The organism is Streptomyces katrae (assembly GCF_000966975.1).
Classification (GTDB): domain Bacteria; phylum Actinomycetota; class Actinomycetes; order Streptomycetales; family Streptomycetaceae; genus Streptomyces; species Streptomyces katrae.
The window spans coordinates 1-3,952 of record NZ_JZWV01001345.1; the positions used below are offsets into that span (position 1 = coordinate 1).

Annotated in this window: 4 protein-coding genes and 1 pseudogene; 3 read left to right on the top strand and 2 right to left on the bottom strand. The window is 75.6% G+C overall.

Translation table 11 applies throughout. The features are described 5' to 3' along the window. Positions 1 to 101, bottom strand: a pseudogene (locus VR44_RS47980) (rodlin); the annotation flags it as partial. A 209-nt stretch (positions 102 to 310) separates the two neighbouring features. Between VR44_RS47980 and VR44_RS37040 the strand changes: the two are divergent. From VR44_RS37040 to VR44_RS37050, 3 genes are all read left to right on the top strand, one after another. After that, the gene (locus VR44_RS37040) at positions 311 to 1,303 is read left to right on the top strand and encodes a GlxA family transcriptional regulator (RefSeq protein WP_045952063.1); all 993 of its coding nucleotides are present in this window, start codon (positions 311 to 313) and stop codon (positions 1,301 to 1,303) included. A gap of 199 nt (positions 1,304 to 1,502) precedes the next feature. Next, positions 1,503 to 2,117, top strand: coding sequence for an isochorismatase family protein (locus tag VR44_RS37045; RefSeq protein ID WP_045952066.1), 615 nt, complete (start codon positions 1,503 to 1,505; stop codon positions 2,115 to 2,117). 44 nt (positions 2,118 to 2,161) lie between these two features. After that, positions 2,162 to 3,130, top strand: coding sequence for a TAXI family TRAP transporter solute-binding subunit (locus VR44_RS37050; protein WP_045952064.1), 969 nt, complete (start codon positions 2,162 to 2,164; stop codon positions 3,128 to 3,130). On the opposite strand, the gene VR44_RS37055 is transcribed toward VR44_RS37050, so the two are convergent. Beyond that, positions 3,109 to 3,952, bottom strand: an 844-nt coding sequence (locus VR44_RS37055; protein WP_045952065.1) for a sensor histidine kinase, incomplete at its 5' end; no start/stop codon positions are given. The two genes, VR44_RS37050 and VR44_RS37055, sit on opposite strands and share 22 nt — an antisense overlap.

Consider the following 3,952-nt stretch of genomic DNA (forward strand, 5'->3'; position numbering starts at 1 on the left):
CCGTTGTCGTTGCCGATGGCCATGGCCGGGGCGGCAGCGGCAGCGCCCGCGCCGATCGCGGCGGCGGTGGCTGCGGCGGTGACCATCATCTTCTTCAGCATGATCGAAAGGTTCCTTGTCTGGCGGAGGACCCGGCCCCGGCTGGGGAGGTCGCACTGGTAACGGGCGCGACCCCGCCGGGGTGGCGCCCTGTCACCCGATCGCCGGGCGGTGCGCCGGCCGCCGTCCGGAACCCCCCTTCGGACCCGTGTCCGAATATGACGGGGAAGCGTCATTGCGGCCATGCGCCGGGCACGGGGAGGATGGGCGCATGCCCACCGCACACCGTGTCGTCATCGCGGTCTTCCCCGATGTCGACCTCCTCGACGTCACCGGCCCCGCAGAGGTCTTCGCGCTGGCCAACCGCGAGACCGCCGGCCGGGCCGGGTACGAGGTCCGCCTCGCCGGGTCCGCCGCCGGTGCGGTCCGCACCTCGGCCGGTGTCCGGCTGCTGACGGACGTGGCGTTCGCCGACGTCGGCGCGGAGGTGGACACCCTGCTCGTGCCGGGCGCGGTCGACATGGCCGAGGACGGCCCGGTCGCCCGGATCGACGAGGAGGTCGTCGCCTGGGTGAGGGAGACCGCCCCGCACGCCCGGCGCGTCGCCTCGGTGTGCGTGGGCGCCCATCTGCTGGCCGCCGCGGGGCTGCTCGACGGGAGGACGGCCACCACCCACTGGTCGACCGCCGCCCAGCTCGCCGCCGACCACCCCCGCGTCACCGTCGACCCGGACCCCATCTTCGTACGGACCGACCACGGCCGGCTGTGGACCGGGGCCGGGATCAGCGCCTGCCTGGACCTCGCGCTGGCCCTGGTCGCCGAGGACCTCGGCGAGCAGACCGCGCTCGCCGTGGCCCGGCAGCTGGTGATGTACCTCAAGCGGCAGGGCGGGCAGAGCCAGTTCTCGGTCCCGCTCAGCCGCCCGGCAGCCGGGCGGAGGGAGATCGACGAACTGCGGCTGTGGATCGCCGACCACCCCGACGCCGACCTGTCCGCGCCGGCCCTGGCCGCCCGGATGTGCCTGAGCGAACGGCACTTCGCCCGCGTCTTCAAACAGGAGACGGGCACCAGCCCGGCCGCCTACGTCGAAGCGGTCCGCGTCGAGCTGGCCCGGCGTCTGCTGGAGACCACCGACTGCCCGCTCGACCAGGTGGCGGGGACGTCCGGACTCGGCTCGGCGGAAACCCTGCACCGGGCCTTCAGACGGCAGCTCGCCACCACCCCGGCGGCCTACCGGCGCCGCTTCCGCACCCAGACGGTCTGACGACCCGGCATACGCACACACCATTTCCCCCGGCTGACGGCCGGGCGGAGCGCTTCGCCCTGCCCGTTTCCGCCGGCCCGCGGCCCACGGCCCGCTGCACCCAGATGGACCCCGATCAGGTCCGCTGAGACCGATCGAACCGATGAGAACCGATGAGAGGCATCCAGTGAGCACCACGACCACCACCAGCGCCGACACCATCACCGCGTCCGCCACCCTGCGCGACCTGAGCGGGCTGGAGAACCGGCCGCCCCGGCTGGCCGAGTCCGTCCTGATCCTGATCGACTTCCAGAACACCTACCGCACCGGCGTGATGGCCCTGGACGGAGCCGAGGAGGCCGTCGCGGCGGCCGCCCGCCTGCTGGCTCGGGCCCGTGCCGCCGGCACCCCCGTCGTCCACGTCGTCCACGACGGCGGCGAGGGCAGCCCCTACGACGTCCGCGAGCACATCGGCTCCCTCAGCGACGAGGTCGCCCCGGCCGACGGCGAGCCCGTCGTCGTGAAGAACTTCCCCAACGCCTTCCACGCCACCGACCTGGAGAAGACCCTGACCGGGCTCGGCTTCGCCGCCGGCAGCGGCAAGGACCTCGTCCTCGCCGGGTTCATGACCCACATGTGCATCACCTTCACCGCCCAGCAGGCCTTCAACCTCGGCTACCGGCCCACCGTCGTCGCCGAGGCCACCGCCACCCGCGCCCTCGCCGCCCCCGACGGCACCGTCCTGCCCGCCGCGGCCCTCCAGAACGCCGCCCTGACGACGATCACCGACCTGTTCGGCGTCGTCGTCCCCACCGCGGACGACCTGCGCGCCTGACCAGCCCCTGGCCCGTTCCCGGCGGCACCCCCTAGGCTGCCGCCGTGAACAGCGCGCGCCCCCGACGCCGGCACCTGCTCGGTGCCGGGCTCGGCGCGCTCGCGGCGGCCCTGGCCGGATGCGCCGGGGGCTCCGGCCCCGTGCCCCGGCTCCGGCTGGCGACGGGGCCGCCAGGGGGCCCGTACAACGCCTTCGGGCAGGCCCTCGCCCAGGCCCTCGCCGACAGCGGGAGCCCGCTGGGGCTCGTCCCCGTCACCACCGCCGCGAGCGTGGACAACCTGCGCCGGCTGGACGAGGGCTCCGTGGACCTCGCGCTGTCCATGGCCGACGTCGCCGAGGACGCCGCCCTGGGACGTGAACCCTTCACCCGCGAGGTCCCGGTGACGGCACTGGCCCGCGTCTACGTCAACTACACCCACCTCCTCGTCCCGGCCGCCGGACCGGCCCGCTCGGTGACGGACCTCGCCGGGCGCCCCCTCGCGGCCGGCGCCCCCGGATCCGGGGTCCAGGTGCTGGCCGGCCGCCTCCTGCGCACCGCCGGGCTGACCGCGGGCCCGTCACCGGCGGACGAACGGCAGCTGGGCCTCGCCGAGTCGGCGGCGGCGCTGCGCGCGGGCACCGTCGACGCCGTGTTCTGGTCCGGCGGCGTACCCACCCCGGCCCTGACCGACCTGGCCCGCCGGCTGCCGTTGCGCTTCCTTCCGCTGGACGGCTACGCGGCTGAGCTGCGCCGCCGGTACGGGCCCGTCTACACGGCGGTCACCCTGCCCGCCGGCGCCTACGGACTGACCGGCCCGGTGGGCACCATCGGAGTCGGCAACTACCTCCTGGCCCGCGAGGACGTGGCCGCGGACGCCGTCGGCGAGCTCCTGCGGGTGGTCTTCGACCGCCGCCACGACCTGCTGCGGGAGGTCACCGCGGGGGTACGGCTGGAACCCCGGTTCGCCATCTCCACCGGCGAGGTGCCCCTCCACCCGGGAGCCGTCGCCCACTACCGCTCGGTGTACGGCTGACCCTCCGCGGAGGACGGAGGCGGGGACGGCAGCCGGAACTCGAAGACCAGGCCCCGCGGCTCGTTCCCGGCGACCTCCAGCCGGCCCCCGCTCAGCCGGGCGATCTCCTCGGCGATGGCCAGCCCCAGCCCGCTGCCGCGCACGTTCTGGTGCTCGGGGGCACGGGCGAAACGCCGCAGCAGCAGCTCCCGTTGGCCGTCCGGCACCCCCGGCCCGTCGTCGGCGACCCGGACCAGGGCCTCCCCGCCGGCCGGGCCCGGGACACGCACCTCCACCCGGCCGCCGGCCGGCACGAACTTCACCGCGTTGTCGAGGAGCGCGTCCAGGATCCGCCCCGCCGCGTCGGGCAGGGCCCGTACGCACAGCTCCCGGGGCGGGACATCGGCCGCCAGCTCCAGCCCGGCGGCGCGGAACACCGGCTCCCAGGCCTCCACCCGCCCCCGCACCGCCGCCACCAGGTCCTGGTCCCCGCGTTCCGCCGTCCCGGACTCCACCCGTGCCAGCGACAGCAGCCCGTCCAGCAGCTCCTCCAGCCGCTCCGCCTCGTCCAGGGCCCGGGCGTGCTCGGCCAGGCCCGGGCCCGGAGTGATGTGCGGTTCCACGTTCTCCAGCTGGAGCACCAGGGTGGCCAGGGGGTTGCGCAGCTGGTGGGAGGCGTCCGCGACGAACGCCCGCTGGCGGCCCAGGGAATCGGCGACCGCCTCCGCCATCCCGTTGAAGTGCCGCCGCAGCCGCCGCAGTTCGGGCGGTCCCGTGTCGGAGACGGCCCGGGCCCCGAGGCTCCCGGCCGCCAGCCGCTCCACCGCCCGGTCCAGGTCGAGG